The sequence below is a fragment of the Dickeya parazeae Ech586 genome (genome assembly GCF_000025065.1).
Classification (GTDB): domain Bacteria; phylum Pseudomonadota; class Gammaproteobacteria; order Enterobacterales; family Enterobacteriaceae; genus Dickeya; species Dickeya zeae.
The window spans coordinates 2,473,359-2,499,347 of the sequence record NC_013592.1 but is presented as its reverse complement, the minus strand read 5'-3'; the positions used below and the strand labels follow the sequence as shown (position 1 = coordinate 2,499,347).

Here is a 25,989-nt window from a genome sequence, read left to right as displayed (position 1 = left end):
GGTTAACGACAATCGAATCATTGACTGAGACTGGCCGACATCACGTAGTGGATGTCGGCTAGGGTTCGGATAATTACATCTTCTCAACGGTCTGGATACCGAGCGTATCCAGGCCGGTTTTCAGCGTTTTGGCTGTCAGCAGTGCCAGTTTGAGACGGCTTTGGCGGGTGCTGTCGTTGTCAGCATTGAGAATCGGACAGTTCTCGTAAAAACCGGAGAACAACCCAGCCAGATCGTAGAGATAAGCACACATCACATGCGGTGTACCGTCGCGGGCTACGGTCGTTACGGTCTCTTCGAATTGCAGCAAGCGAGTCGCCAGCGCCTGCTCATGTTCAGCCGTCAGGACGATAGGCTGCGTCAGGCTGCTTTCTTCCACGCCAGCACGTTTGAAAATAGACGACACGCGAGTGTAAGCGTACTGCATATACGGCGCGGTGTTGCCTTCGAACGCCAGCATGTTATCCCAGTCGAAGATGTAGTCAGTGGTGCGGTTTTTCGACAAGTCAGCGTATTTGACCGCGCCGATAGAGACCACTTGCGCCAGTTGTTCCAGCTCGGTACGTTCCATTTCCGGATTTTTACCGGCAATCAGCGTCAGTGCACGTTCGTAGGCTTCATCCAGCAGTTCGGACAATTTGATGGTGCCACCAGCACGGGTTTTAAACGGTTTGCCGTCTTTACCCAGCATCATGCCGAACATGTGGTGTTCCAGGCTGACGGATTCCGGCACGTAACCGGCTTTGCGTACGATGCTCCAGGCCTGCATCAGGTGCTGGTGCTGGCGAGAATCGATGTAATACAGCACACGATTGGCACCCAGTTTTTCGTAGCGGTACTTGGCGCAGGCAATATCGGTGGTGGTGTAGAGGTAGCCGCCATCCTTTTTCTGGATGATGACGCCCATCGGTTCGCCTTCCTTGTTTTTGTATTCATCCAGATAGACGACGATGGCACCTTCACTTTCTTCTGCCAGCCCTTTGGCTTTCAGGTCCGCGACGATGTCAGGCAGCATGGCGTTATAGAGGCTTTCCCCCATGACATTTTCTGGCGTCAATGACACATTCAGGCGGTCATAACTGCGCTGGTTCTGCACCATGGTGATGTCGACCAGTTTGCGCCACATTGAACGGCAGTACTCGTCGCCGCCTTGCAGTTTTACCACATAACCACGCGCCCGCTCAGCGAAGACTTCATCGTCGTCGTACTGTTTTTTCGCTTCGCGGTAGAAGGCTTCCAGGTCAGCCAGCTCCAGGTCTTGGGTACTGTCATTTTGGACATCTTCCAGATGCGCGATCAGCATGCCAAATTGTGTACCCCAGTCGCCGACATGGTTGGCACGGATAACATGGTGGCCGAGGAACTCCAGTGTACGCACGGCCGCATCACCGATGATGGTGGAGCGCAGGTTGCCGACGTGCATCTCTTTCGCCACGTTGGGAGCAGAATAGTCAACGACGATAGTTTGCGGTTCAACCGGTGAAACACCGAGTTTCGGTGCCGCTAGCGCGTGCTCCAGTTGGGCAGACAACCACTGGGAATCGAGGAAGATATTGATGAAACCGGGACCGGCAATTTCTGTCTTGGCTGCAATGCCATCCAATTGCAGCGTGTTAACGACTTTTTCGGCTAACTGGCGCGGTGGCATGCCTAATTTTTTGGCGGCAGCCATGATACCGTTTGCCTGATAATCACCAAATTGCGCTTTTGCTGACTGGCGAACCATTGCTTCGCTGTCAGCGGGCGCGCCCGCCGCAATCATTGCCTGATGGACTTTTTCTGAAAGAAGAGCCTGAATATTCACCGGTTTACCCTAAATGACGAATCAAGCCTTTCTTTATACCATATTTGGGTGGTGTAGTCAGCAGAGCAGCATAACAAGCGCCCCGGGCGGGGCGGCAATAAAATAAATACAGTGCCTGATAATGCGGCAAGATACTTGCTGTCATTATCGATGATCAGAATTAAGGTAAAACACACGGCTTACCGACAAGCCGGAATAATGAAGGGAGGGAATTATAAAAAAAAACTTAGCGCCGTCTGTGTCGGCGATCCGTACTCAGGCGTGTGCTCTGTATCGTTTTGAAATGACGGAACAGAGAATAGCCAGCAATGACAACCAGCATAGAGAACGTTATTAGTAACATGATGAATGCCCTTCAGTCATTTAGTGGAGAGTGGGTAGTTTCGAAGTTATCTGCTTTTTGTTTATTTCTCAATGTTACAGAGAATATTTAAGAATACTCTCATCTGGTTTTTAAAATCATTTAAAATCAATGAATTGTAATTTATATTATATTTCTTTCATTTTGTTAATAGTGCCTGTTGGTATTATTGTTTGATTGAAATGAAGTTTGTCCAACATTGTCAATGATGACATGAAAAGACAAGAATAGGGGGCTAATGTCAGCATTGTTTGATACAAAAAGCATAAAAAAGATGGCGGTTATTCTGCCTATGTTAAATTATACTGAATAAACATTTTATTCAGGTTAATGAGGAAATAATGACCGCTCTGTTACCGTCGACGCTTCCCCCCTCCTTAATGAATGATCTTTCCCGCTTTACGACAGAACTCCAGCAACTCGCGCAACAGCTTGAGCTTGATCTGGCTGCGTTTGAAGCCGACCACATATCCCTGCGTTGTCATCAAAACAGTACCGCTGAGCACTGGCGTACCGCATTACTGGCTTGTGGTACCTTGTTATCGGAAAACGTGATTAATGGCCGAACAATCTGCCTGTTCACGCTGCACCAGCCATTAACCGTTGGGCCGTGGCAGATTGATTGCGTGGAGTTACCCTGGCCAGGCAATCGGCATTACCCGCATGAAGGGTGGGAGCATGTGGAATTGGTATTGCCCGGCGACCCGGCGACATTTCATCCCCGCGCACTGGCCTGTTTGTCTGATGCAGCCCTGACGGCGCCCGGGATTAAACTGAAATTCAGTCATCCCCAGGGTGAGCATGAACGATTGCCCAACCCGACGCTGGCAGTGACCAATGGTCGCATCACGTTAAAATTCCATCCCTATCGCATTCAGGACATCGTGGCCAGCGAACACTCCACCAGCCAGTAGGTTAAGTCCCGTTAAGCGCCATACAACTCACCACGCCACATATAACAAATGGTATGCCATCAATGACATGCTATTGGTGGCCGGTAAATGGTCGGTAAACTGTGTGGCGCGTCATATTCCACGTGTAAATGCTGTCACCAGTGTGACATGCCTCTCTTCGCCACCTGCGAGGTGATGCCAGTATTAGGCCGTGTTCCATACGGCCAACTCATGATGAGCGGGCAATTGTTTCGGAAAGTCTGGCGTTTTTCCGGTTTGGTTATTTTTTCGAAGGAGGGGGTATGCCGATGTTGGAGGTCTGCTGTTACAGCCTGGACTGCGCACTGACGGCACAGCAGGCAGGTGCGGATCGAATAGAGCTCTGTGCTGCACAGCGTGAGGGGGGCTTAACGCCAGGGTACGGTGTGCTGCGTTGCTCACGGGAAATGCTGTCTATTCCAGTACATCCGATGGTTCGACCGCGTGGGGGAGATTTTTGCTACAGCCAGCAGGAATTCAACGCCATGCTGTATGACATTGATCAGATTAAGGCAATGGGGTTTCCCGGGTTAGTTGTAGGCGTTTTGGATGAAGAAGGGCACATTGATATTGCACGTATGCGGCAGGTTATGGCCCGGTGTGACGGGCTGGCGGTCACGTTTCATCGTGCATTTGATCTGTGCCTGAATCCGCGTCTGGCGCTGAATCAACTGACGGATTTAGGGATTGCCCGGGTGCTGACATCCGGACAACAGCAAAGTGCCGAAAATGGTTTAACGCTATTACGGGAACTTAATGAGGCCAGTTGTGGTCCAATCATTATGGCTGGAGCTGGGGTGCGTCTGACTAATTTGCACAAGTTTCGTGCCTGCGGCATTCAGGAGTTACATACGTCCGCAGGCCAGTGGTTACCCTCGCCGATGCGTTATCGCAAATTAGGCGTCACGCTCTGCTCTGAAACTGAAATGGATGAGTTCCAGCATTACTGTGTTGATGGCGATGTCGTCGCGGCCATGAAAAACGCGTTGAGCCCGCAAACGGCTCCCTCTGCGACATCCGCTTCCTAGATGGTATCCCGTGGGGTGGGCTCCATCAGGTATTCTTCCGATGCCCTTTGCCGCGCAGCATTCCCTTTATCGGTCTGCTTGCGAGTACCAGGCCCCGGCGCTTTGTCGGGGCTTTTTTTCTGCTATAACGGGGCTTTTTTCTGCTATACATTGTGGTCCAGCCGTTTGCGTAATACAGGGTTGGTGCAGCGATTATTCCGTTATCGAACGTGATCCATACCCAAAAATGCACTGAATTGTTATGCGCTTATCTTTTATCATTCTAAGCCGGTGATATGCTGCTTACTATCTCAACAGTCAAAAGGAATCCTGTTATGCGTGGAGTCGTTGTGCATCATGAGCATCGCATTGGTCTCATCGTTATCCGCGATCCTGAAGAGCGGTTTATCGTTGCCAAATTGCTGGATATTTATGAGGTGGAAAGGGGAGACACGGTAACCGGTGATTTTCATACCGTTGGTAATACGACGCTTTTTAATGAAACCAGCAATCAGGACATTCAGGTCGAGATCCAAAGTACCGATATGACCGAAGAAGCGGCCATTGATATGATCGTCAAGCATCGCAACTGAACATTCTGTGCAGTGGGGCGGCGAGATCATGCCAGTCGCTATCTATCAGCTGGCATGTCGCGCCGCTCTGTTTTTGCCTGTCGGGTTGCCCGGTCAGGGCTTGCGTGCAACCAGTACCGCACGTAACGGCGCAGGATAGCCTTCGATTGTCTTGCTGCGGTCATGTGGATCAAGAAAGTCCGCCAGCGACGCTGTCGTCATCCAGTCGGTGCGGCGTTGCTCTTCCAACGTCGTCACGCATTGATCCACGATACGGATGTCGACAAAACCACATTTTTCCAGCCAGCGGGCGAGTGCGGTAGCCGAAGGCAGGAAATAGATATTACGCATTTGAGCGTAACGTTCGCCCGGCAGCAGCACCGTATTCTCATCACCTTCTACCACCAGTGTTTCCAGCACCAGTTCTCCGTCGGTAACCAACTGATTTTTGAGCTGCCAGAGATGGTCGAGCGGTGAACGCCGGTGGTACAACACGCCCATCGAGAAGACGGTATCAAACGCCGCCAGTGCCGGGAGTTGTTCAATGCCCAACGGCAGCAGGTGTGCACGTTGATCGTCACCCAGCAACTTGCGTACCGCCTCAAACTGGCACAGGAACAGTTGCATGGGGTCGATTCCGACGGCCAGTTTGGCACCAGCACCGACCATGCGCCACAAGTGATAACCGCTGCCGCAGCCCACATCCAGAATCAGCCGATCCTGTAGCGGGCTGATATGCGGCATGACGCGATCCCACTTCCAGTCAGAACGCCATTCGGTGTCGATAGTCACGCCGTAGAGCGAGAACGGACCTTTGCGCCAGGGCATCAGATTGCGTAACAGGCGTTCAATACCCGCTTGCTGACGCACCGACAACGGTGTGTCCAGACTGGCGGTCACGCTATGGGTGAGGTCGAGCTGGTCGGGCGTCAGAGACGGCAAATGTGCAACGCTATTGAACCAGTGTTTGAATTCGCCGTGCAACGACTCCTGCTGCCATTGACTGATCTGGGGCGGCAGCGTATTGAGCCAGTGGCTAAGCGGCCCTTTGGCGATCAATTGATAGAAATTACCGAAATCGATCATGGTTGCGGCTCCGCTTTTAGTGCCAGCAAAGAGCCGAAGTTGAAGCACTGAAACCACACGTCGCTGTGTGCAAAGCCTGCCTCACGCAGCCGGGCCTTATGGGTATCAACCGAATCGGTGAGCATCACGTTTTCCAGCATGCTTCGCTTCTGGCTGATTTCTAGCTCGCTGTAGCCGTTGGCACGTTTGAAATCCAGATGCATATTGAAGAGCAATTCGCCGATAGAAGCATCGTCAAAACTGAATTTCTCCGATAGCACCAGCGCGCCACCGGGACGTAACCCTTGGCAGATACGTTTTAGTAGCAGCAAGCGCTGTTCAGGCGGGATAAATTGCAACGTAAAATTGAGCACAACCAGTGACGCATTTTCGATGTCGATATCCAGAATATCCGCTTCGCGAACGTCTACGGGGGTCTCGGCACGGAACGCTTCAATATGGCGGCGGCAACGTGCCACCATCGCCGACGAATTATCCACAGCGATGATACGGCAACCGGGGACATGAATGTTGCGACGCATCGACAAGGTGGCCGCCCCCAGAGAACAGCCAAGATCATAGACCTGGGTGTTCGCCTGGACAAAGCGCTCCGCCAGCATGCCGATCATGGAAATAATATTCGAATAGCCAGGAACAGAGCGCTGAATCATGTCTGGAAACACTTCAGCGACGCGTTCATCAAACGTCCAGTCGCCCAGATTGGCGATGGGCGCGGAAAAAAGCATATCGCGGTTTGACATAGCAGGAAATATACATACAGGGAAGAACAGGGGCGCATTCTAGCAGAAAGATGGCACAAAGATGTATGAGAGAAAGGCGGTAAGACATCACTATAAGCGGGCGGGGATGCCTTACCGTGAATAATGAATGGGGTTAACGCAGGGTCAGTATCAACTCCCAGGGCAGATAATAGAGATTGAACAGGATCATCAGCAGCAATGAAACATAAGTGGCCATCATGCCGGAACGTCGCCAGTTCAACTCGCGGTGGCGCAGGCCATAATAGTGGCACAGCCGACCGAGCAACAGCATGATACCGCACAGATGAATCATCGCGTTCATGGCTCCGTTCATCTCCATCAGTACCAACAGCAAGCCACCGATGGGGATGTACTCGACTGCGTTACCGTGAACGCGAATGGCAGTCTGCAACTCGTAAAACCCGCCGTCGCCGTAAGCCACCCGGTATTGCATCCGCAGTTTTACGACATCAACCGATAATTTCACTAACAACAATGCGCTGAGCACCACATAAAGCGCGCTTACCATTTTTTACTCCATTGCCTGACCATAAACGGCGGCTGTTATCATAGCTTGTCTGTTGACCGCATAACACGAAGATATTGTAGGTAAAATTGTCGGATATCCAATGCTGTTAATAAGAAATTGTGATAGAAGCCAATGACAGTAAACAAGGGCCCGCATGCCGAAATAATGCGCTAAAACAGTCTCTTCAATGCATCATCTTCAAAAAACATTTTCAATACGCGCTTTTTAAACCGATATGCGTTAAGCGACAGCTATTTAAAATAGCGAGGTCTGTTGCGGCCAGTCGGGACAGGGCGGCATGCTCGGAATGACAGCGCTCAGAAGCGGCCACAGCCGTTGCGCCAGCTCAGGGGCGCTGGCGGTGCCTGCCGTGTGGATGAACAGATAAGGCGAGTGTGATTGCCACTGCGCCAGTTTGTCTATCCACGGTGTGAACCAGCGGAGATTGTCGTCAGCGTCTTCATTGCCAATAAATCGAATTAAGGGGGCATCGGCGGTGCGCACGACGTGCAGTGGTACCTTGGGTTTTTTGCGTTGAGCATCGCGTATTACATCGCTGGTCGGTGCGGCATGGTGCACTGGCCGACTGTCCATAATCACCCGGTTCAGGCCACGTTGATGCAACCCTTGGTTGATGCGGCGTTCATCGTCACCCTTAGCGAAAAACAGAGGGTGGCGCACCTCGACCCCGTAGCAAAACCCTGTGGGCAGTGCATCCAGGAACTGCCACAACGTTTCTTCCTGGTCGGGGCCAAATGCGGACGGCAACTGTAACCACAGTTGCCCCAGACGAGGGTGGAGTGGCTCAAGGCAGCGGAAAAACTCCGCTACCTGCTGTTGGCAATGGCGTAAACCAGCCTGATGGCTAATGGCAGAGGGAAATTTGAAACAGAAGCGAAAATCGTCGTGGGTCATGTCGTGCCAGCGCAATACCGATTCGGCCGACGGCAACGCATAAAAGGTGGTGTTTCCTTCCACGCAGTTGAAATAGCGGGCGTAATCCGCCAGATCGCGCAGGCCCAGCCGGGTCCAACCCGGATGCTGCCACTGCGGTAAACCAATATACATAAGCCCTTGTCCTGATAGGTTTCTCTGCGAGCCAATACCCTGAGGCTATCCACTTTTATGACGATGGATGTAACAGGGTTTTAGCATAATACCCCGCAATTGTGTAACCAGCAGGCAAATGCACGGTAAAAAACAAAAAAGAGTATGCGGGGCGGCCCGCAGACCGCTACCATCATACTTATCGTTGTGGGGAAATTCCTTTATAATGCCCCCCTTTTTTCATTGGACTGTAATCCAGAAAAACCATGCCGACCGGTTCACCGATTCTTATCGTTGCCATCTGGCAAGCGAAACAGAGCACCGGCGGCGGTGTAAAAGGACATCGTAATGCGTACTGAATATTGCGGGCTGTTGAATTCGTCCCATGTGGGCCAGGAAGTGACGTTGTGCGGTTGGGTCAATCGCCGCCGCGATCTGGGTGGGTTGATTTTTATTGATATGCGCGACCGCGAAGGTCTGGTGCAGGTGTTCTTCGACCCGGACCGTCAGGAGGCATTCAATCTGGCTTCCGAGCTGCGCAACGAATTCTGCATCCAACTGACTGGTGTAGTGCGTGCCCGTCCGGACACTCAAATCAACAAAGACATGGCGACCGGTGAAGTAGAAGTACTGGCGACAGCACTGACCATCATCAACCGTGCTGAACCGCTGCCACTGGACTCTAACCAGAACAATACCGAAGAAGCGCGCCTGAAATACCGCTACCTTGACCTGCGCCGCCCTGAGATGGCTCAGCGTCTGAAAACCCGCGCCCGCATTACCAGCTTTGTACGCCGCTTCATGGACAGCCACGGATTCCTCGATATCGAAACGCCAATGCTGACCAAAGCCACACCGGAAGGCGCTCGCGACTATCTGGTGCCAAGCCGTGTGCACAAGGGGAAATTTTACGCGTTGCCGCAGTCGCCGCAGTTGTTTAAACAGCTGCTAATGATGTCTGGGTTTGACCGTTATTATCAGATAGTCAAATGCTTCCGTGACGAAGACCTGCGTGCCGACCGTCAGCCAGAATTCACCCAGATCGATGTGGAAACGTCGTTTATGACCGCGCCACAAGTGCGTGAAGTGATGGAAAAACTGGTGCGTGAACTGTGGCTGGGGGTGAAAGGGGTGGATCTGGGCGATTTCCCGATCATGACCTTCGCAGAAGCCATGCGCCGTTTCGGTTCTGACAAACCAGACCTGCGTAACCCGCTGGAGCTGGTGGATGTGGCTGACCTGCTTAAAGATGTCGATTTCAAAGTCTTTTCCGGTCCGGCCAACGACCCCAAAGGCCGCGTAGCCGCGATTCGTGTGCCGGGTGGCGCACAGTTAAGCCGTAAGCAAATAGATGAATATGCCAAATTTATCGAAATCTACGGCGCTAAAGGGCTGGCTTACATCAAGGTTAACGAGAAGGCTAACGGGCTTGAGGGTATCCAGAGTCCGGTGGCCAAGTTCCTGAACGACGGCATTCTGGCCGCCTTGCTGGAACGTACCGCTGCTGATGACGGCGATATTCTGTTCTTCGGCGCCGATAGCGCGAAAGTGGTCACGGACGCACTGGGCGCGCTGCGCCTGAAGCTGGGCCGTGATCTGAAAATCACCAATGAAAACAGCTGGCAGCCGCTGTGGGTCATCGACTTCCCGATGTTTGAAGATGACGGCGAAGGCGGTCTGGCCGCGATGCATCACCCGTTCACGGCACCGCGTGATATGTCCCCGTCGGAACTGAAAGCCAACCCGACAGCCGCTATCGCCAACGCTTACGACATGGTGCTGAACGGTTATGAAGTCGGCGGTGGTTCTGTGCGTATCCACAACGGTGAGATGCAGCAGACGGTGTTCCGTATTCTCGGTATCGACGAACAGCAACAGCGCGAAAAATTTGGCTTCCTGCTGGATGCCCTGAAATTTGGTACGCCGCCGCATGCTGGTCTGGCGTTCGGGCTTGATCGTCTGGTGATGCTGCTGACCGGTACCGACAATATCCGTGACGTGATCGCTTTCCCGAAAACCACAGCAGCAGCCTGCCTGATGACCGAAGCACCGAGCTTCGCAAACCCGTCAGCGCTGGAGGAATTATCCATTGCGGTGGTAGGTAAGGGCAAAGCCGCACAGGATGCAGAGAATCAGTAAGATGAACTATAAGCGACCTGTCTCGGTGCTGGTGGTGATTTATGCCCAGAACACGGGGCGGGTGCTCATGCTTCAGCGGCGTGATGATCCGGATTTCTGGCAGTCGGTAACCGGCAGCCTGGAAGAGGATGAAAGCGCGCGATGTGCCGCACAGCGTGAAGTGAAAGAAGAAGTTAACATCGACATCGCCGCTGAGGCGTTGTCGTTGGTTGACTGTCAACGCAGTGTGGAATTCGAGCTTTTTGCTCATTTGAGACGTCGCTATGCCCCAGGCGTGACGCATAACCTGGAACACTGGTTCTGTCTGGCGTTGCCCGATGAGCGTCAGATAGAAATCAGTGAGCATCTGGCTTACCAATGGCTGGATGCACCCGATGCGGCGCGGTTGACCAAATCCTGGAGCAACCGGCAGGCGATTGAAGAATTTGTTATTTGCCCAGCCAGGCCTTAACCGCTTTTGGAGCGCTGCAGCGCGGCGACCCGATAACGTTAGGGAATAACAGGCTTTTTTCGGAGATTTTTATGGCAGGTCATAGTAAGTGGGCCAACACTAAACATCGCAAAGCGGCACAGGACGCTAAACGCGGTAAAATTTTCACCAAGATTATCCGCGAACTGGTTACCGCGGCCCGTTTAGGCGGCGGCGATCCCGGTTCTAACCCGCGCCTGCGTGCTGCTGTCGATAAAGCGCTGTCCAATAACATGACGCGCGACACCCTGAACCGTGCGATCGCACGTGGTGTGGGTGGCGATGAAGACGCCAACATGGAAACCATCATTTATGAAGGTTACGGCCCTGGCGGTACAGCGGTGATGGTGGAATGCCTGAGTGACAACCGCAATCGTACCGTGTCTGAGGTGCGTCATGCCTTTACCAAATGCGGTGGCAACCTGGGAACTGACGGCTCGGTGTCCTATCTGTTCTCCAAGAAAGGCGTGATTTCTTATGCTCCGGGTCTGGATGAAGATACGGTAATGGATGCAGCGCTGGAAGCCGGTGCTGATGACGTGGTGTCCTATGATGATGGCGCCATCGACGTGTTTACGCCGTGGGAAATCTTCGGTCAGGTAAAAGATGCGTTGGACGCCGCTGGTCTGGTGTCTGAGGCAGCTGAAGTATCGATGATTCCGTCTACCAAAGCCGATATGGATGCAGAAACGGCACCGAAATTGATGCGTTTGATCGACATGCTGGAAGATTGCGATGACGTTCAGGAGGTTTATCACAACGGTGAGATCTCCGACGAGGTAGCGGCACTGCTGTAATGGCAGTCCCTTCCTTTCAACGGGTGACTGGGGAAGAGCGATGAGTATTATTCTCGGTATCGACCCCGGTTCCCGTGTGACCGGCTACGGTATTGTCCGCCAGCAGGGACGGCAGATAACCTATCTCGGCAGTGGATGCATTCGCACAGGGGTAGATGATCTGCCTACACGTCTTAAGCTGATTTATGCCGGTGTCAGCGAAATCATCACCCAGTTTCAACCTGACTATTTCGCCATTGAGCAGGTATTTATGGCTCGCAATGCTGATTCGGCGCTAAAGCTGGGTCAGGCGCGCGGTGCGGCCATTGTTGCAGCGGTAAATCAGTCACTGCCGGTATTTGAATATGCGGCCCGGCAGGTAAAGCAAACGGTGGTCGGCACGGGGGCGGCGGAAAAAAGCCAGGTACAACACATGGTGAAAACACTGCTTAAACTGTCGGCTAACCCGCAGGCAGATGCTGCCGATGCACTGGCGATTGCTATTACACACTGTCATATCAGTCAGAATGCCCTGCAGGTGAGTAGCACGAGGCTCAACCTCGCTCGCGGTCGGTTACGCTAAAATGCGCCGGGAAACCGGCGTTTTTTTACAGCAGCGATCGGATCTTCTGTTCGTCTTCTTCATGCGATGGCAACCCACACAACGAGGGTTGCTAGCTGATCTGCGTGATGTGGCGTATTACGCCCATTCCTGAAGTGCGCACGCGTTTTTCGTATATTCGGCTGGATATCTATCCAGCCTTTTTTTATGATACAGAATTACACCTTAGCCCATACCGCAGGAGCATCACGTGATAGGTAGACTCAGAGGCATCATTGTAGAAAAACAACCCCCGCAGGTACTGCTGGAAGTAGGGGGGGTGGGTTATGAAGTGCATATGCCGATGACCTGCTTTTACGAGTTGCCGGATCTCGGTCAGGAAGCGGTGATTTTTACCCATTTTGTGGTGCGTGAAGACGCGCAACTGTTGTTTGGGTTTAACAATAAACAAGAGCGCTCTTTGTTTCGTGAACTGATTAAAGTCAATGGCGTGGGGCCGAAGCTGGCATTGGCGATTCTGTCAGGCATGTCGGCTCAGCAGTTTGTCAGCGCGGTGGAACGCCAGGAAATTAACGCACTGGTGAAATTGCCAGGAGTCGGCAAGAAAACTGCAGAGCGGCTGGTTGTGGAAATGAAAGATCGCTTTAAAGGCCTGAATGGCGATTTGTTTAATGCTGCCAGTGATATTGCCTTGCCGGCGGCGACCGGGAATACAACACCGGAAACGGACCCGCTGGCTGAGGCTGAAGCTGCGTTGGTCGCGCTCGGTTATAAACCACAGGAAGCGGGCAGGATGGTGAGTAAAGTGTCTCGACCGGGCGCTGACTGCGAAACCCTGATCAGGGATGCGCTACGCGCTGCGTTGTGAGGTATATATGATTGAAGCCGATCGTCTGATTTCACCTGCGGCAGCCTCTGATGAAGAGATACTGGATCGCGCTATTCGTCCTAAGCTGCTGTCAGAGTATGTCGGGCAGCCGGTGGTGCGGGAACAGATGGAGATTTTTATCGAGGCGGCCCGCAAGCGAGGTGATGCGCTTGACCATCTGTTGATTTTCGGCCCGCCGGGGTTGGGGAAAACCACACTGGCGAATATTGTCGCTAACGAGATGGGCGTCAATCTGCGTACGACCTCTGGACCTGTGCTGGAAAAAGCAGGCGATCTAGCGGCGCTGCTGACTAACCTTGAACCACATGATGTGCTGTTTATCGACGAAATTCATCGACTGTCACCGGTGGTGGAGGAGGTGCTCTATCCGGCGATGGAAGATTATCAGTTGGATATCATGATCGGTGAAGGGCCAGCGGCACGTTCCATCAAGCTGGATTTGCCGCCTTTCACGCTGATCGGTGCGACAACCCGCGCGGGCTCGCTGACATCACCGCTACGAGACCGTTTTGGTATTGTGCAGCGCCTCGAGTTCTATCAGGTGGCTGATTTACAGCATATCGTGCAACGCAGTGCGCAATGTCTGGGGTTGGATATGACGGGTGACGGTGCGCTGGAGATAGCTCGCCGGTCACGCGGTACGCCACGTATCGCCAACCGACTGCTGCGCCGGGTGCGAGATTTCTCCGAAGTGAAATCAGACGGTGCAATTTCAGCGGACGTCGCTGTGCAGGCGTTGGATATGCTGGCGGTCGACTCCGAGGGTTTTGATTATATGGACCGCAAACTGCTGCTGGCGGTTATCGATAAATTTATGGGTGGTCCGGTGGGGTTGGACAATCTGGCGGCGGCTATCGGCGAAGAGCGCGAAACGATTGAGGATGTGTTGGAGCCTTATCTGATTCAGCAGGGTTTTCTGCAACGCACGCCACGGGGGCGCATTGCGACGCAGCATGCCTATCGCCATTTCGGGCTAACTCGTGAACACGGCGAGTAAACAGGACAAGACGATATCGTCAGCCACATCTATCCGTTATTGCCGCCAGTTTATAAGCTGGCGGCAACTCTGGTTCTTGCAACTGGTGGGTATTGTTTTACCGTAGCGTGATACGCCAGGTCAGGCGGCCTGCTTTTTTAGCAGACTGAGAATGAACAGCAGTGATGCGCATAGCACAACGGAAGGGCCCGCTGGTGTATTCGCTTCTGCCGAGAAGGCAAGCCCACCGGTGACAGCCAGAATACCCGCGCCCATCGCGCAGAGTGCCATCTGTTCTGGTGTGCGGGAAAATCGGCGCGCGGTAGCGGCAGGGATAATCAACAGTGAAGTGATGATCAGTGCGCCGACAAATTTCATCGCCAGTCCGATGGTTAATGCTGTGACCAGCATCAGAATCAGTTTGGTGCGGGCGATAGCTACACCGTCGACGTGCGCCAGCTCGGGACTGACCGTCATGGAGAGTAGCGCCTGCCATTGCCACCCCAACACAGCGAGCACCAGCAGTACACCCGGCCCTATCAGCCACAAATCCTCACTGGTGACGGCCAGCAGGTCGCCAAACAAATACGCCATCAGGTCGACGCGGACATTATTCATCAGACTAACTACCACCAGACCTAATGACAATGCGCTGTGTGCCATGATGCCGAGCAGGGTATCGATGGCCAGTCCGGGGCGTCGCTCCAGCCAGACCAGACCCACCGCCAGCAACAGGGTAATGGCTATCACCGCATAGAACAGGTTAACGCCCAACAATAACCCTATCGCGACGCCGAGTAATGAAGCATGGGCGAGAGTATCGCCAAAATAGGACATACGGCGCCACACGACAAAAGAACCAAGCGGACCTGCCGCCACAGCCAGACATACCCCTGCCAGCCAGCCGGGCAACAACAACTCAATCATGCGTTATTACCATCCTGTCGTTTTAAGATAATTTTCCCGTTCAGATCGTGACGGTGATTGTGATGATGGCGGTAAATAGCCAGCTGTCCGGCACCACGGTGGCCGAACATGGCTAAAAATTCCGGGTGCAGCGACACGACTTCCGGCGTGCCTGAACAACAAATATGTTGATTGAGACACAGAACTTCATCGGTTTTCGCCATCACCAGATGTAGGTCGTGGGAAACCATTAACACACCGCATTGGTATTCTTGCCGCAACTGATTAATCAGCTCGTACAACGCCAACTGTCCATTGACGTCGACCCCCTGAGTGGGTTCATCCAGTACCAGCAACTGTGGACGGGCGAGGATCGCGCGCGCCAACAAAACGCGCTGGGTTTCGCCACCTGAAAGTTTTTGCATCGGTTGTTCAAGCAGATGGCCTGCTTGCACACGCTTTAATGCAGGCATAATGTCTTGCGTCTTCACCCCTGGGCGTAATTGCATAAAGCGTTTTACCGTTAAGGGCAGGGTAGGGTCCAGATGCAGTTTTTGCGGCACATACCCAATGCAAAGACCCGCAGACCGCGTCATTGTACCGCGGGTGGGATGTTGCAAACCCAGTACCACCCGTACCAGCGTGGATTTCCCCGCGCCATTTGGCCCAAGCAACGTCAAAATACGACCAGCCTGTAATGTAAAAGAAATATCATTGAGTACAGATTTGTTGCCAAACTGCACGCCAATATTTTCCAGTGAAACCAGCGTTGACATAGAATTCTGTTTGCAGAGGATGTGTGACGTTATAATATAACGGGTTATTGTTAATAAATCGACGGATGATTAGGTATGTTGCGAGTAACTCATTATAAATGGCTAAACGCCGCGCTGGCCACTGGTGCATTATTGGCTGCCTTGGCTAGTGCGTCGACGGCCTGTGCTGCCGTGGTCACCTCTATCCGCCCGCTGGCATTTATTGCCGCCGCTATCGCCGAAGGTGTGACACCAACGGAAGTGCTGCTCCCGGACGGCGCATCGCCGCATGATTATGCACTACGTCCGTCTGATGTACAGCGCCTTAAATCGGCGCAACTGGTTATCTGGGTCGGTCCAGAAATGGAAGCCTTTCTGTCTAAAACGTTACAGCCGTTACCCGCAGAGCGGCAAATCGCCTTAAGCCAGCAACCAGCAATCCGCACGCTATTGTTACAAGAATCACATCCTGAACAGGCGGCAGCAGAAAATGATGCGCATCATGACGCTGATCATGACAATCACGCCAGCCTCGAGCATGATCACGGTAATGAGCCTGAAAATCATCAGGATAGCGATGATGATGGGCATCATCACGGTGAGTTTAATATGCATATCTGGCTGTCGCCGGAAATGGCGCAGGCGTCTGCCATTGCGATTCATGCAAAATTAGTGGAACTCATGCCGCAGAATAAAGACAAACTGGATGCAAATCTGCGTAAATTCACTGAGAAACTTGCACAGGCAGATAAAAATATTGTTAATATGCTGACGCCTGTGCGCGGCAAAGGGTATTTCGTGTTCCACGATGCCTATGGCTACTTCGAACAGCATTACGGGTTGACCCCGCTGGGGCATTTTACTATCAACCCGGCTATTGCACCCGGCGCACAGCGTTTAAACCAGATACGAACACAGTTGGTTGAGCATAAAGCGGTTTGCTTTTTTGCTGAACCACAATTCAGGCCAGCGGTCATCAATGCTGTCGCCAAGGGAACTGACGTGCGCATCGGCGTGCTGGACCCATTGGGAAGTGACATTGCACTGGATCAGGACAGCTATATGCGTTTTCTGTCGCAACTGTCTGATCAGTATTTGAGCTGCCTGAAGGAAAAATCATGAGGATAGGAATAAGTGCAGCAGATAGTCCGAACTATCGCTCTGGCGTATAACAGCCTGCCCCGACCTCACCGTGTGATGTTGGGGTCACTGACTGTTGTTACACTGGCCGCCGCTGTCTGGCGGCCAATGACATATCCACCAGTCAATGACGCACCTGTTATCGTAAGAGACGCGGAAAGCGAAAAAACGCAAACACACACCCAGAGCCAGGCTCTGAATCCCCCAGCCAGTGAACCACTGGACAGTAATCCGTTGCCGCCTGTTGCTGCCCAGCAAACGACTGCCCCTGCACCAACGACGGATGTTTCTGAAGCTAACAGCGAACCGCTGGATCAACCCTCAACAACCAATGGTATTGCCAGCGACGAGTTGGACGACAAAGACTCTGATAATACGCATGAGTACGTTGTTTCTACCGGTGACACACTAAGCAGCATTCTGACCCAATATGGCATCGATATGTCCGATATTGCTGCACTGGCGGACAAGAATGCGGCGCTGCGGAATTTGAAAATTGGTCAGCAGTTGAGCTGGACGCTGGATGCTGATGGCGCACTACAAACCCTGACCTGGCAAGTCTCCCGACGTGAAAGCCGCACTTATACCCGCAGCGGCGACATATTCCGTGAGGAAATCGAAAACGTTGAGGGCGACTGGCAAAACAAGGTGCTGACCGGACGTCTCGACGGCAGCTTTGCCAGCAGCGCGCAGGCTGCCGGGTTGACCAGTAGCGAAGTGCGTGAAGTGATTCGTGCGTTACAATGGCAATTGGATTTCCGCAAGTTGCGTAAAGACGATAGCTTTGCTGTGCTGATTTCCCGCGAGATCCTGGATGGTCACAGCGAACAAAGTGAATTGCAGGGCGTTCGCTTGCGTACCGGCGGGAAAAATTACTATGCGTTCCGCGCTGAAGACGGCAAATTCTACGACCGGGAAGGTTCAGGTCTGACGCGTGGATTCCTGCGCTTTCCCACCATGAAGCAGTTCAAGGTGTCCTCTAATTTCAATCCACGTCGTCTCAATCCGGTCACCGGTCGCATTGCGCCGCACCGTGGCGTCGACTTTTCTATGCCGGTAGGCACCCCGGTGCTGGCGGTGGGTGATGGTGAAGTGGTTGTGGCTGAGCGTGATAGCGAAGCCGGTAATTTCGTCGCCTTGCGTCACGGGCGTCAGTATACCACCCGCTATATGCATATGACCCGCTTGCTGGTGAAGCCGGGGCAGAAGGTGAAACGCGGCGATCGAATTGGGTTATCTGGCAATACCGGACGCTCAACCGGCCCACATCTGCATTATGAACTGTGGATTAACCAGCAGGCGGTTAACCCGCTCACAGCGAAATTGCCACGCTCTGAGGGCTTGATGGGTAAAGAACGTCGTGATTATCTGGCGCATGTACGCGAAGTTCTACCTCAGTTGCAACTGGACTGAGTGTCGTTGTGGATAATCGACAGCCGGCAGTCAACGCTGCCGGCTGTTTTTTTATCACGTACGGGCAAATGTCAGGCCAGTGCGTGTTCAATTGCAAAACATCGGGTAGCGATTATCATTAACCCGATTTTGTAATGAAGAGTGGTTGCATGGAACAAGAGAAAAAAGAACGAAAAACCAACGCTGAATTCATCCCACAGTTTACGTCGGCTTTTTTGCACCCGCGTTACTGGGGAATTTGGCTGGTGGTAGGGGTGATGGCGCTACTGGTATGTATTCCAGCTCGTCTGCGCGATCCTATTCTGGGTACGTTAGGTCGGTGGGTAGGGCGATTGTCTAAAGGCGCCAGACGGCGCGCACGCATCAATTTGTTGCTATGCATGCCGCAACTGACGGAAAACGAACGCGAGCATATTATCGATCAAATGTTTGCGACCGCGCCGCAAGCGATGTTGATGATGGTGGAACTGGCGATATTACCAGCCAGCCGCGCTTATCGTCGCGTTCGCTGGCATGGTATGGAGATTGTCGATGCGCTGCGGGAGCAGCAGCGTAATATTATTTTCATGGTGCCACATGGCTGGGCTGTCGATATCCCGGCGATGCTGATGAGCTGGCAAGGTCAGAAAATGGCGGCCATGATGCATAACCAGAAAAACCCGCTACAGGATTATTTGTGGAATACCTTGCGCCGTCGTTTTGGCGGTCGTTTGCATACCCGCAATGATGGTATCAAGCCCTTTATTGGCTCGGTTCGCGAAGGGTATTGGGGGTATTATCTGCCGGATCAGGATCATGGCGCGGAGCATAGCGAGTTCGTCGGCTTCTTTGCGACCTATAAAGCGACACTACCGGCGATTGGCCGTTTGATGAAGGTCTGCCGGGCTGAAATCGTACCGCTGTTTCCTGTTTATAACGGCAAAACGTCACAACTGGATATCTATATCCGCCCGCCAATGAGCGACATCAATGGCGCAGACGATAATACTATCGCCCGTCGTATGAATGAAGAAGTCGAGCATCTGGTGGCGCCTAATCCGGAGCAGTACACTTGGATTCTGAAGCTGTTGAAAACCCGCAAACCGGGGGAAACAGAGCCCTACTTGCGAAAGGATTTGTACCCGCGCAAGAAATAAGTCACCCGAGGGTTAGGAGCACAACCAATAAGGGCGATACCACAGGTATCGCCCTTATGTTTCCAGCGGGGTACCGGTTGCCTTATTTGCGTTTTTAGGACGTCGTTTTCTGCGCTATGTACCCACTACTTGGTACCCTTGCACATAAGAGTTGAGAGATAATACATAATCTGTAACAGTTAATGTCTGCTTAATTTAATAACCGCTGGAACTTATAAAAAAATTTAAAAATAGCGTTGAGTGCCGCCCTTTTTTTCTCAGACTATTCCATATTCTTTTTATTATCGCTTTTGATTTAATAACCCCCGAAGCCGCTCTGTTATGACTTCAACCGTTAGCCACCATAAATAATGCGAGATTGCTTATTTAATTCCGGCTAATAAAAAATTTCTGCTGAAGGATTTCAACCATGAATCTGAAACCACTGTTTTTAGGCGTTTTACTGGCAACGACTTATGCAACTGCCAACGCAGCGACCACCACGGTGGAAAAAAGCGCAACTAACGCCACGGCAGCCAGTACGACACCCGCATCGGCGGAGTCTGCACTGGGTAAGGCGGTGGATAAAGCTAACACGGATGCTGCCAAACGGTCAGAGCTTGACGCATCGGCCGTGAAAGCCAATGCCAGTGGGGATGCAACCATAAAGCCTGAAAAGGCCACGGCACAAACACAAACGAAAACTGAAGAGAAGTCAGCGAAGAAGGTGGTGAAAAAACATCATACTGATAGCGCTAATACCAGGGAAAAAACCAAAGCCAGCACCGGAGAAAAACAGGACGACATAAAAAATACCACCACGAATGCCCAATAAAACCGTCCGTTAGTCAATAAACAATAAGATGAACATCGCGCAGTAATAAAAGGAATAGTAGCATTCGCGCAGATGGCAATAATTTACCGGTCAGGAAATAGCGATAAGTGTGATGGCAATGAAGTCCAATTTGTCAGATAACACAACCGCTATTCCTGACCGGCACTATAACGGTATATCCTTTTTGGATGAAAGGTCGAGTTTTATGAATAAATCGCTTTTATATCTTGCGTTACTGACTGCACATATTCCTTTTTCCCAGGCGCAGAGCTGTCGCGCCAATCTGTCTGGTGGTCAGGATTGTCGTTATGACGACGGCTCTACATCGACCAGTCGCACTAATCTATTGGGGGGATTTGATACCCACTATAGTGATGGGCGAAGTAGTACCAGCCGGGCTAATCTGGCAGGTGGCTACGATACTCATTTTAGTGACGGTACCAGTAGCACCAGTCGTGTAAACCGGTCCGGCGGGTTGGATACCCATTACAGTGATGGTTCAAGCAGTACCAGTCGTACTAACCTTTCTGGTGGTTATGACGTTGATTACAGCAATGGACAAGCCAGCCGCAGTCGCGCCAATCTGTCCGGCGGGCTGGATAGTGAGTCTGTAGTAAAGGTGCACTAATCAGGCATGAATCAGGCAAGAAAGCTGAAAGCAGCACGCAGGTCGTACCACTGATGAATAACAAGGGGGCAGTGTTAGCAGCCCCCTTGTTATCACCCATGATGCGCGATATGTGATTACCGGGTATCACAGGAATTGCCTGTCTGGCGGTTATTCAACCCGCAGCACACGCACTGTATTGGTGGTACCGACCGTTCCCATGACATCCCCTTGGGTTACGATAACCAGATCGCCGGAGACCAGGAAGCCTTTGTCACGCAGCAGCAGTACGGCATCATTAGCTGCAGCGACGCCATCGGTATAGCTGGTGAACTGCACCGGAGTGACACCACGGTACAAGGCAGTCAGGTTAAGGGTATGCTCATGACGCGACATAGCGAAAATCGGCAGGCCTGAACTGATACGAGACATCATCAGTGCGGTGCGGCCGGATTCGGTCATGGCGATAATCGCGGTAACACCGTTAAGGTGGTTGGCCGCATACATTGCGGACATGGCGATTGACTCCTCCACGTTATCGAACTGCACGTCAAGGCGATGTTTGGAGACATTGATGCTGGGGATCTTTTCTGCGCCCAGACACACTTTAGCCATCGCGGCAACTGTTTCTGCCGGGTACTGACCCGCCGCAGTTTCTGCAGAGAGCATCACGGCATCGGTGCCGTCGAGTACGGCGTTGGCGACGTCCATCACTTCCGCGCGGGTTGGCATCGGATTGGTGATCATCGACTCCATCATCTGCGTTGCCGTAATAACGGAACGGTTCAATTGACGAGCACGGCGAATCAGTTTTTTCTGGATACCGACCAGTTCCGGGTCGCCGATTTCCACACCCAGATCACCGCGAGCCACCATGACCACATCAGAAGCAAGGATAATGTCATCCATTGCTTCATCCGTTGATACGGCTTCTGCACGTTCTACTTTCGACACAATTTTGGCGTTGCTGCCAGCTTCGCGAGCCAGACGACGGGCATAGTGCAGGTCTTCGCCAGTACGAGGGAAAGAGACCGCCAGGAAATCTACACCGATTTTGGCTGCGGTAACGATGTCCGCTTTATCTTTTTCTGTTAACGCTTCCGCCGACAGGCCGCCACCGAGTTTGTTGATGCCTTTGTTGTTAGACAACGGACCGCCGACAGTGACTTCGGTGAACACTTTCATGCCATCGACTGCCAGTACTTTTAACTGCACACGGCCATCATCCAGCAGCAGAATATCGCCTGGAACCACATCGTTGGGTAATCCTTTATAGTCGATACCCACTCTCTCTTTGTCGCCTTCGCCTTTTTCCAGATTGGCATCCAGCAGGAACTTGTCGCCGACATTCAGGAAAATTTTCCCTTCTTTGAAGGTCGATACACGAATCTTGGGCCCCTGAAGATCACCCAGAATGGCAACATGGCGGCCAAGTTTAGCTGCGATTTCGCGAACTTTATCGGCCCGCAGAAGATGGTCTTCCGGCGTACCGTGAGAAAAGTTCAGGCGGACTACGTTTGCGCCTGCGGCAATGATCTTTTCCAGATTATTGTCGCGGTCCGTAGCCGGCCCCAGCGTGGTAACGATTTTGGTTCTTCTGAGCCGTCTGGACATGTATAACTCCGTTGACTGGTGAAGCTGTTGTAATGTGGTAATGCCGTCAGGCGAGGGCACGGTATAGCGCCGTTTTTGCCGCTCTGCACTGTCCGGATGCCGCGCCTGTAGTTATGATTGGGCGACAGGTTGGTCTTATCATCGATATCACACCTTGCCACCCGATGTTGATGTTATAGCATAATTAGTTGAACGGGTTGCTGAATCGTTCTTCCTTATCAAATCTCGATTCACGTAATGCTTCCTTGACCCGCTTCAAGTTATCGCGGAATTTTGCACCGCGCCGCAGAGTAAAACCGGTTGCCAGCACATCGATCAGCGTTAACTGCGCGATACGCGACACCATCGGCATATAAACATCGGTATCTTCCGGGACATCAACCTGCAAGACCAGAGAGGCTTCGCGAGAAAGCGGCGAGCCTTCCGAGGTAATGGCGATCACAGTCGCGTCGTTTTCCCGCGCCAGCCGTGCCATCCCCACCAGGCTCTTCGTGCGTCCGGTATGTGAAATCAGCACCACCACGTCGCCCTCACCGGAGTTCATGCAGCTCATGCGCTGCATAACCAGGTCGTCAAAGTAAACCACGGGGATATTGAAGCGAAAAAACTTGTTCATTGCATCGTGGGCTACCGCTGCCGAGGCACCAAACCCGAAGAAGGAAATTTTGCGCGCCTGGGTAAGCAGGTCCACCGCGCGGTTGATGGCCTGAATATCCAGAGATGATTTCACCTGTTCCAACGCAGCCATGGTGGATTCGAAAATCTTGCTGGTGTAAGACTCTACCGAGTCGTCTTCCTCTACGTTGCGGTTCACGTAAGGCGTACCATTGGCCAGACTTTGCGCCAGATGCAGTTTAAAATCGGGAAAGCCTTTGGTGTCCAGACGACGGCAGAAGCGGTTAACGGTAGGCTCGCTGACCTCAGCCATACCGGCCAGAGTGGCGATACTGGAGTGGATGGCTGTCTGTGGTGAGGCAAGAATAACCTCCGCCACCTTTCGTTCCGACTTGCTCAACAGCTCCAGATGACTCTGGATTTTTTCCAGCATATTCATATGACAACGACCATCTATGGTATTTTGGATTTCAGCCAAAGGTGAAACCGATGCGGATTTTGTGAAATATACTACGAGCCCGCTACGGTTGGCAGAGGTGGACACACCCAGTCATCGGCTTTTTTTGTCAGAACATGATGTGTGTCTAACTTTCAGAACGGTAACTGACTGTCAGAAACGATGGAAAATTTCTCTTTTAGGCGGATGCCAGACTCGTTTCCTTCATCGGCACAATAGGTTCTGAGGCCTTATGGTATCAGAATCAGTCGATAATGTGGTTTTCTTACGGGTTTACTGGCTTGCGTCAAAAAGAGTACATTATTGATGTAATAAAATTACAGCGTCCTGCAATGAGGAGATTGAAAATGGCGGTAACGTCAACAGCCCAGGCGTGTGACCTGGTTATTTTCGGTGCGAAGGGCGATCTTGCGCGCCGTAAATTGCTGCCTTCACTGTATCAACTGGAAAAAGCAGGCCATATTCATCCAGAAACCCGCATTATCGGTGTCGGGCGTGCGGCGTGGGACCGCGACACGTATGTCGGCGTGGTGCGCGAAGCGCTGGAAACCTTTCTCAAAGAGCCGCTTGATGCGGCGCTATGGGCAACATTGAGCAGCCGCCTCGACTTCTGCAACCTTGATGTGGAAGACACCGAGGGGTTCAATCGTCTGGGAACGATGCTCGATCAGCAAAATCGTACCACCATCAACTATTTCGCCATGCCGCCCAGCACATTCGGTGCCATCTGCCGTGGTTTGGGGAAAGCCGGTCTTAACAAAGAACCCGCCCGTGTGGTGATGGAAAAGCCGCTGGGTACCGATCTGGCATCCTCCCGGGTTATTAACAACCAGGTGGCAGAGTTCTTTAACGAGTGCCAGGTCTACCGTATCGACCACTACCTTGGCAAAGAAACCGTGCTGAATTTGCTGGCGCTGCGTTTTGCCAACTCCCTGTTTGCCAACAATTGGGATAACCGCACTATCGATCACGTACAGATTACCGTGGCGGAAGAAGTGGGGATTGAAGGGCGCTGGGGGTATTTCGATCAGGCAGGACAGATGCGTGACATGATCCAAAACCATCTGTTGCAAATTCTGACCATGATTGCCATGTCGCCGCCAGCGGACCTGAGCACCGATCGTATTCGCGATGAAAAGGTGAAGGTGTTGCGCTCGTTGCGCCGTATCGATCGCTCTAATGTGCATGACGTAACCGTCCGTGGTCAGTACACCGGCGGCTTTGTGCAGGGCAAAAAAGTACCTGGCTACCTGGAAGAAGAGGGTGCCAACAAGGCTAGCAACACCGAAACATTTGTGGCGATTCGTGTCGATATCGACGACTGGCGTTGGTCCGGCGTACCGTTTTACTTGCGCACCGGCAAGCGTTTGCCGTCGAAATGCTCGGAAGTGGTGGTTTACTTTAAAAACCCAGCCCTCAATTTGTTCCATGATTCCTACCAGCAGTTACCTCAGAACAAGTTGATCATCCGCCTGCAGCCGGACGAAGGGGTCGAAATCCAGATCCTCAACAAGATCCCTGGCCTGGACCACAAACATCGGTTGCAGACTACCAAACTCGACCTGAGTTTCTCCGAAACGTTTAATCAGCAACATCTGGCGGATGCTTATGAGCGATTGTTGCTGGAAAGCATGCGCGGCATTCAGGCGCTGTTCGTGCGTCGTGACGAGGTGGAAGAAGCCTGGAAGTGGGTGGACTCCATTATGGATGCCTGGGCAATGGACAATGATTCTCCCAAGCCTTATCAGGCCGGGACCTGGGGACCGGTGGCGTCTGTCGCCATGATTACCCGTGATGGGCGTTCCTGGAACGAAGTGGAATAAAGCGGTTTTGCACTGCCGAAAGGTGGAGTGAGGCCGTTAGCGTTTTTTTGGCTGACGGTGCGGTCGGACATCCGTGGGTAACTGCGGATCCCTGTGGCAGGGGCGCGCCAGATATTAATCAATGCCCGTTGGGCATGACTGGAGATTACCCTCGATGAAAAACTGGAAAACCAGTGCGGAACAGATTCTGACAGCCGGTCCGGTTGTTCCTGTTATTGTGATTAACAAACTGGAACACGCGGTACCGATGGCGAAAGCCCTGGTAGCGGGTGGCGTTCGTGTCCTGGAGTTGACGTTGCGTACCGACTGCGCGGTAGAGGCTATTCGCCTGATCGCACAGGAAGTGCCGGACGCTATCGTTGGCGCAGGTACCGTTACCAACCCACAGCAGCTGGCGGAAGTGACCGCAGCGGGTGCGCAGTTTGCCATCAGCCCCGGCCTGACCGAACCGTTATTGAAAGCAGCAACAGAAGGCACTATTCCGTTGATCCCAGGGATCAGCACCGTGTCCGAGCTGATGTTGGGGATGGACTACGGATTACGTGAGTTTAAATTCTTCCCGGCTGAAGCAAATGGCGGTGTGAAGGCATTGCAGGCGATTGCCGGTCCGTTTGGCAAAATTCGTTTCTGTCCAACCGGCGGTATCTCACTGAAGAATTATCGTGACTATCTGGCGCTGAAAAGCGTGCTGTGTGTTGGCGGTTCCTGGCTGGTGCCTGCTGATGCGCTGGAAAGCGGTGACTACGATCGTATTACCGCGCTGGCGCGTGAAGCGGTTGCTGGCGCAACAGCCTGATAGCGTTATCCCTTTCTTCATATC

General features: G+C 52.5%; 25 protein-coding genes. 16 read left to right on the top strand and 9 right to left on the bottom strand.

Going from position 1 to position 25,989, the window contains the following annotated elements; genetic code table 11:
- Positions 1-73 precede the first annotated feature (73 nt).
- Complete coding sequence (argS, locus tag DD586_RS10920) at positions 74-1,804, bottom strand: arginine--tRNA ligase (RefSeq protein WP_012884880.1); 1,731 nt, start codon at positions 1,802-1,804, stop codon at positions 74-76.
- 702 nt (positions 1,805-2,506) lie between these two features.
- Here argS and DD586_RS10915 point away from each other — a divergent pair.
- From DD586_RS10915 to DD586_RS10905, 3 genes are all read left to right on the top strand, one after another.
- A complete protein-coding gene (locus tag DD586_RS10915) occupies positions 2,507-3,079 on the top strand; it encodes a VOC family protein (RefSeq protein WP_012884879.1) in 573 nt (190 codons plus the stop codon).
- A 281-nt stretch (positions 3,080-3,360) separates the two neighbouring features.
- Positions 3,361-4,125: a copper homeostasis protein CutC gene (gene cutC / locus DD586_RS10910; protein WP_012884878.1), complete on the top strand. Its 765-nt coding sequence runs from the start codon at positions 3,361-3,363 to the stop codon at positions 4,123-4,125.
- Positions 4,126-4,400: 275 nt separating this feature from the next.
- A complete protein-coding gene (locus DD586_RS10905; protein ID WP_016941238.1) occupies positions 4,401-4,697 on the top strand; it encodes a hypothetical protein in 297 nt (98 codons plus the stop codon).
- A gap of 93 nt (positions 4,698-4,790) precedes the next feature.
- On the opposite strand, the gene cmoB is transcribed toward DD586_RS10905, so the two are convergent.
- The 4 genes from cmoB to DD586_RS10885 form a co-directional block, all read right to left on the bottom strand.
- On the bottom strand, positions 4,791-5,762 hold the full coding sequence (gene cmoB / locus DD586_RS10900) for a tRNA 5-methoxyuridine(34)/uridine 5-oxyacetic acid(34) synthase CmoB (protein ID WP_012884876.1): 972 nt from the start codon (positions 5,760-5,762) through the stop codon (positions 4,791-4,793).
- On the bottom strand, positions 5,759-6,502 hold the full coding sequence (gene cmoA / locus DD586_RS10895) for a carboxy-S-adenosyl-L-methionine synthase CmoA (protein ID WP_041164425.1): 744 nt from the start codon (positions 6,500-6,502) through the stop codon (positions 5,759-5,761). The genes cmoB and cmoA overlap by 4 nt, the downstream gene beginning before the upstream one ends.
- 133 nt (positions 6,503-6,635) lie before the next feature.
- Positions 6,636-7,031 (bottom strand): MAPEG family protein, encoded by a 396-nt coding sequence (locus tag DD586_RS10890; protein ID WP_012884874.1) that lies wholly within the window; start codon positions 7,029-7,031, stop codon positions 6,636-6,638.
- A gap of 255 nt (positions 7,032-7,286) precedes the next feature.
- A complete protein-coding gene (locus tag DD586_RS10885) occupies positions 7,287-8,099 on the bottom strand; it encodes a DUF72 domain-containing protein (protein ID WP_012884873.1) in 813 nt (270 codons plus the stop codon).
- 327 nt (positions 8,100-8,426) lie between these two features.
- Between DD586_RS10885 and aspS the strand changes: the two genes are divergently transcribed.
- From aspS to ruvB, 6 genes are all read left to right on the top strand, one after another.
- Positions 8,427-10,217 carry an aspartate--tRNA ligase gene (aspS, locus tag DD586_RS10880; RefSeq protein WP_012884872.1) on the top strand — a complete coding sequence of 597 codons (1,791 nt, stop codon included), beginning with the start codon at positions 8,427-8,429 and terminating at the stop codon, positions 10,215-10,217.
- A 1-nt stretch (position 10,218) separates the two neighbouring features.
- On the top strand, positions 10,219-10,668 hold the full coding sequence (nudB, locus tag DD586_RS10875) for a dihydroneopterin triphosphate diphosphatase (RefSeq protein ID WP_012884871.1): 450 nt from the start codon (positions 10,219-10,221) through the stop codon (positions 10,666-10,668).
- A gap of 71 nt (positions 10,669-10,739) precedes the next feature.
- A complete protein-coding gene (locus DD586_RS10870; RefSeq protein ID WP_012884870.1) occupies positions 10,740-11,483 on the top strand; it encodes a YebC/PmpR family DNA-binding transcriptional regulator in 744 nt (247 codons plus the stop codon).
- 40 nt (positions 11,484-11,523) lie between these two features.
- Complete coding sequence (ruvC, locus tag DD586_RS10865; RefSeq protein WP_012884869.1) at positions 11,524-12,045, top strand: crossover junction endodeoxyribonuclease RuvC; 522 nt, start codon at positions 11,524-11,526, stop codon at positions 12,043-12,045.
- Positions 12,046-12,274: 229 nt separating this feature from the next.
- The gene (gene ruvA, locus DD586_RS10860; protein ID WP_012884868.1) at positions 12,275-12,892 is read left to right on the top strand and encodes a Holliday junction branch migration protein RuvA; all 618 of its coding nucleotides are present in this window, start codon (positions 12,275-12,277) and stop codon (positions 12,890-12,892) included.
- Positions 12,893-12,899: 7 nt separating this feature from the next.
- Positions 12,900-13,910 (top strand): Holliday junction branch migration DNA helicase RuvB, encoded by a 1,011-nt coding sequence (gene ruvB / locus DD586_RS10855; RefSeq protein ID WP_012884867.1) that lies wholly within the window; start codon positions 12,900-12,902, stop codon positions 13,908-13,910.
- Positions 13,911-14,030: 120 nt separating this feature from the next.
- On the opposite strand, the gene znuB is transcribed toward ruvB, so the two are convergent.
- A complete protein-coding gene (znuB, locus tag DD586_RS10850; RefSeq protein ID WP_012884866.1) occupies positions 14,031-14,816 on the bottom strand; it encodes a zinc ABC transporter permease subunit ZnuB in 786 nt (261 codons plus the stop codon).
- The gene (gene znuC / locus DD586_RS10845; RefSeq protein ID WP_012884865.1) at positions 14,813-15,571 is read right to left on the bottom strand and encodes a zinc ABC transporter ATP-binding protein ZnuC; all 759 of its coding nucleotides are present in this window, start codon (positions 15,569-15,571) and stop codon (positions 14,813-14,815) included. The genes znuB and znuC overlap by 4 nt, the downstream gene beginning before the upstream one ends.
- 75 nt (positions 15,572-15,646) lie before the next feature.
- Here znuC and znuA point away from each other — a divergent pair, with 75 nt between their 5' ends.
- The 5 genes from znuA (at position 15,647) to DD586_RS10820 (ending at position 20,681) form a co-directional block, all read left to right on the top strand.
- The gene (gene znuA, locus DD586_RS10840; protein ID WP_012884864.1) at positions 15,647-16,672 is read left to right on the top strand and encodes a zinc ABC transporter substrate-binding protein ZnuA; all 1,026 of its coding nucleotides are present in this window, start codon (positions 15,647-15,649) and stop codon (positions 16,670-16,672) included.
- Positions 16,673-16,684: 12 nt separating this feature from the next.
- Positions 16,685-18,103 carry a murein DD-endopeptidase MepM gene (gene mepM, locus DD586_RS10835; RefSeq protein WP_012884863.1) on the top strand — a complete coding sequence of 473 codons (1,419 nt, stop codon included), beginning with the start codon at positions 16,685-16,687 and terminating at the stop codon, positions 18,101-18,103.
- 149 nt (positions 18,104-18,252) lie between these two features.
- Positions 18,253-19,239, top strand: coding sequence for a lauroyl-Kdo(2)-lipid IV(A) myristoyltransferase (gene lpxM / locus DD586_RS10830; protein WP_012884862.1), 987 nt, complete (start codon positions 18,253-18,255; stop codon positions 19,237-19,239).
- 409 nt (positions 19,240-19,648) lie between these two features.
- Positions 19,649-20,053: a hypothetical protein gene (locus DD586_RS10825; RefSeq protein WP_012884861.1), complete on the top strand. Its 405-nt coding sequence runs from the start codon at positions 19,649-19,651 to the stop codon at positions 20,051-20,053.
- Between the two features lie 205 nt (positions 20,054-20,258).
- Complete coding sequence (locus tag DD586_RS10820; RefSeq protein ID WP_012884860.1) at positions 20,259-20,681, top strand: hypothetical protein; 423 nt, start codon at positions 20,259-20,261, stop codon at positions 20,679-20,681.
- Between the two features lie 150 nt (positions 20,682-20,831).
- Here the strand turns inward: DD586_RS10820 and pyk are convergent, their stop codons facing one another.
- A complete protein-coding gene (gene pyk, locus DD586_RS10815; protein WP_012884859.1) occupies positions 20,832-22,274 on the bottom strand; it encodes a pyruvate kinase in 1,443 nt (480 codons plus the stop codon).
- A 184-nt stretch (positions 22,275-22,458) separates the two neighbouring features.
- Positions 22,459-23,328, bottom strand: a complete 870-nt coding sequence (locus tag DD586_RS10810) for a MurR/RpiR family transcriptional regulator (RefSeq protein ID WP_012884858.1) — start codon at positions 23,326-23,328, stop codon at positions 22,459-22,461.
- Between the two features lie 365 nt (positions 23,329-23,693).
- Between DD586_RS10810 and zwf the strand changes: the two genes are divergently transcribed.
- Together zwf and DD586_RS10800 are read left to right on the top strand one after the other, a co-directional pair.
- Positions 23,694-25,169 carry a glucose-6-phosphate dehydrogenase gene (gene zwf, locus DD586_RS10805; RefSeq protein WP_012884857.1) on the top strand — a complete coding sequence of 492 codons (1,476 nt, stop codon included), beginning with the start codon at positions 23,694-23,696 and terminating at the stop codon, positions 25,167-25,169.
- A 154-nt stretch (positions 25,170-25,323) separates the two neighbouring features.
- Positions 25,324-25,965 carry a bifunctional 4-hydroxy-2-oxoglutarate aldolase/2-dehydro-3-deoxy-phosphogluconate aldolase gene (locus DD586_RS10800; protein WP_012884856.1) on the top strand — a complete coding sequence of 214 codons (642 nt, stop codon included), beginning with the start codon at positions 25,324-25,326 and terminating at the stop codon, positions 25,963-25,965.
- Positions 25,966-25,989: the final 24 nt, after the last annotated feature.

What these genes read in the sequence shown, in the direction of transcription:
- lpxM (WP_012884862.1), top strand. Translation starts at nt 18,253, where the DNA reads ATGGAACAAGAGAAAAAAGAACGAAAAACCAACGCTGAATTCATCCCA.
- aspS (WP_012884872.1), top strand. Translation starts at nt 8,427, where the DNA reads ATGCGTACTGAATATTGCGGGCTGTTGAATTCGTCCCATGTGGGCCAG.
- znuA (WP_012884864.1), top strand. Translation starts at nt 15,647, where the DNA reads ATGTTGCGAGTAACTCATTATAAATGGCTAAACGCCGCGCTGGCCACT.
- cmoA (WP_041164425.1), bottom strand. Translation starts at nt 6,502, where the DNA reads ATGTCAAACCGCGATATGCTTTTTTCCGCGCCCATCGCCAATCTGGGC.
- DD586_RS10825 (WP_012884861.1), top strand. Translation starts at nt 19,649, where the DNA reads ATGAATCTGAAACCACTGTTTTTAGGCGTTTTACTGGCAACGACTTAT.
- DD586_RS10915 (WP_012884879.1), top strand. Translation starts at nt 2,507, where the DNA reads ATGACCGCTCTGTTACCGTCGACGCTTCCCCCCTCCTTAATGAATGAT.
- znuC (WP_012884865.1), bottom strand. Translation starts at nt 15,571, where the DNA reads ATGTCAACGCTGGTTTCACTGGAAAATATTGGCGTGCAGTTTGGCAAC.
- znuB (WP_012884866.1), bottom strand. Translation starts at nt 14,816, where the DNA reads ATGATTGAGTTGTTGTTGCCCGGCTGGCTGGCAGGGGTATGTCTGGCT.
- DD586_RS10905 (WP_016941238.1), top strand. Translation starts at nt 4,401, where the DNA reads ATGCTGCTTACTATCTCAACAGTCAAAAGGAATCCTGTTATGCGTGGA.
- pyk (WP_012884859.1), bottom strand. Translation starts at nt 22,274, where the DNA reads ATGTCCAGACGGCTCAGAAGAACCAAAATCGTTACCACGCTGGGGCCG.
- DD586_RS10870 (WP_012884870.1), top strand. Translation starts at nt 10,740, where the DNA reads ATGGCAGGTCATAGTAAGTGGGCCAACACTAAACATCGCAAAGCGGCA.
- cutC (WP_012884878.1), top strand. Translation starts at nt 3,361, where the DNA reads ATGCCGATGTTGGAGGTCTGCTGTTACAGCCTGGACTGCGCACTGACG.
- ruvC (WP_012884869.1), top strand. Translation starts at nt 11,524, where the DNA reads ATGAGTATTATTCTCGGTATCGACCCCGGTTCCCGTGTGACCGGCTAC.
- DD586_RS10885 (WP_012884873.1), bottom strand. Translation starts at nt 8,099, where the DNA reads ATGTATATTGGTTTACCGCAGTGGCAGCATCCGGGTTGGACCCGGCTG.
- zwf (WP_012884857.1), top strand. Translation starts at nt 23,694, where the DNA reads ATGGCGGTAACGTCAACAGCCCAGGCGTGTGACCTGGTTATTTTCGGT.
- DD586_RS10800 (WP_012884856.1), top strand. Translation starts at nt 25,324, where the DNA reads ATGAAAAACTGGAAAACCAGTGCGGAACAGATTCTGACAGCCGGTCCG.
- ruvB (WP_012884867.1), top strand. Translation starts at nt 12,900, where the DNA reads ATGATTGAAGCCGATCGTCTGATTTCACCTGCGGCAGCCTCTGATGAA.
- cmoB (WP_012884876.1), bottom strand. Translation starts at nt 5,762, where the DNA reads ATGATCGATTTCGGTAATTTCTATCAATTGATCGCCAAAGGGCCGCTT.
- DD586_RS10820 (WP_012884860.1), top strand. Translation starts at nt 20,259, where the DNA reads ATGAATAAATCGCTTTTATATCTTGCGTTACTGACTGCACATATTCCT.
- nudB (WP_012884871.1), top strand. Translation starts at nt 10,219, where the DNA reads ATGAACTATAAGCGACCTGTCTCGGTGCTGGTGGTGATTTATGCCCAG.
- DD586_RS10810 (WP_012884858.1), bottom strand. Translation starts at nt 23,328, where the DNA reads ATGAATATGCTGGAAAAAATCCAGAGTCATCTGGAGCTGTTGAGCAAG.
- DD586_RS10890 (WP_012884874.1), bottom strand. Translation starts at nt 7,031, where the DNA reads ATGGTAAGCGCGCTTTATGTGGTGCTCAGCGCATTGTTGTTAGTGAAA.